This window comes from Carboxylicivirga longa (genome assembly GCF_050589825.1).
Taxonomy (GTDB): Bacteria; Bacteroidota; Bacteroidia; order Bacteroidales; family Marinilabiliaceae; genus Carboxylicivirga; species Carboxylicivirga longa.
On the sequence record NZ_JBNGOZ010000058.1, the window covers coordinates 1 to 1665 of the forward strand.

Consider the following 1665-nt stretch of genomic DNA (forward strand, 5'->3'; position numbering starts at 1 on the left):
GCCGTCAGACTGTCTAAAAACCTCCTATTTATAGAATCACGAGATCAGATATTTTGTATCTTCAGGTATGAAATACATCCAAGGCCAACACCGTTCCCAAATCCAGTTATTCACTCTTACACTTGATGATGCTATTGAGCCAGATAATGAAGTCCGGCTGATAGACGCCTTTGTGTCACATCTTAAACTTGACGAGTTGGGATTTGATATGCAGGCTGGTGAAAATGGACGCCCTTGCTACCACCCGGGCGATTTGTTACGCTTGTTTATTTATGGGTATCTCAACCGTATCCGTTCGTCCCGTTCATTGGAGAAAGAATGCAAACGCAACATTGAACTGATGTGGCTGCTCAAACAGTTGAAGCCCGACCACAATACCATTGCCAATTTCAGGCGCGATAACCCCAAAGCTATTAAACGTGTGTTTAAGGAAACGGTGCGGATTGCCAAGTATTTTGACCTGATAGGCGGTCAGCTCCTGGCCGGAGACGGAACCAAGCTAAGGGCTCAAAACAGCAAGAAGAACAACTTCAACCAAAAGAAAATTGACCGTCACTTGCAATACATCGAAAACAAGCTGGAAGAGTACAACCAGGCATTGGCTAAAGAAGACGGTGACTCAGCAAAGAAAAAGGAACTCAAGGATGAGATTACAAAGCAAGAACAACGAAAAGAGAAGTACCATAGACTGGAAGCCGAACTAAAGGAAACAGGAGAAAAACAGATTTCAACATCAGACCCGGAGAGTCGTCAGATGATTATTCGTAATAACATTACTGAAGTAGCCTACAATGTGCAAACCACGGTGGATGCCAGACACAACCTACCTATCGATTACGATGTGACCAATGCCAACGACAGTAAAGCTATGGGTAACATGCTAACAAGAGCGGTGGATATGATCGGGCATAACAACTTTACCGCTCTTTACGACAAAGGCTATCACACCGGCAGTGAGTTTGCGGTTGCTGCTAATTTGGGAGTAGATGTGCTGGTGGCTATTCCGGCAACGCCTAAGAACTCACAGGCGCCTGACCCGGCTTTTAATGTTGAGCATTTTAAATATGATCCAGAGCAGCATACCTATACTTGCCCTGCAGGACAGGTTTTAACCACCAATGGCCGATGGCACAAAGCCAATCGCGGTGGCGATTTCCAGCTATTCAGAACACCGGCCTGTAAAGGATGTGCAAGCAGAGCTAAGTGTACCAGCGCCAAAGTCAATGGACGTATTATCCGGCATACTGCCGAGAATGTGCATGTAGTAGCCAATAAAGTACGAATGGAAGCCAATCCTAAACTCTACAAACGCCGGCAGGCCATTGTGGAGCATCCTTATGGTACCATCAAACGTCAATGGGGCTTTGATCATATCATGACAAAGAAATCTATCAGCAGAGCCAGCGCTGATGTGGGCTTCATCATGACTGCCTATAACCTACGTCGCTTAATTAATATTCTGGGGATAGATAGCTTAATGGGCTCATTAATGCGCCTTATGTCGCTTTTAAAAGGCAAAAATGCACTCACAAACACTACCTGCTCCCTGAAACTGATAACCGTTTTTTGCACAGAATCGTAACCGATTTTTTCTGTTCACGAAAAATAAACCTAGTTTTAAACATAAACACGGTGGCTTGTTAAGTTTTTAGACAGACTGCCGTT

General features: G+C 44.6%; 1 protein-coding gene. It reads left to right on the plus strand.

Features of this window, described 5'->3' with window-relative positions; translation table 11 throughout:
- Positions 1-67 precede the first annotated feature (67 nt).
- A complete protein-coding gene (locus ACRD7A_RS19010; RefSeq protein WP_430812973.1) occupies positions 68-1582 on the plus strand; it encodes an IS1182 family transposase in 1515 nt (504 codons plus the stop codon).
- Positions 1583-1665: the final 83 nt, after the last annotated feature.

Bases quoted from the DNA above. Each gene is read 5' to 3' on its own strand.
- ACRD7A_RS19010 (WP_430812973.1), top strand. From the start codon at position 68: ATGAAATACATCCAAGGCCAACACCGTTCCCAAATCCAGTTATTCACT.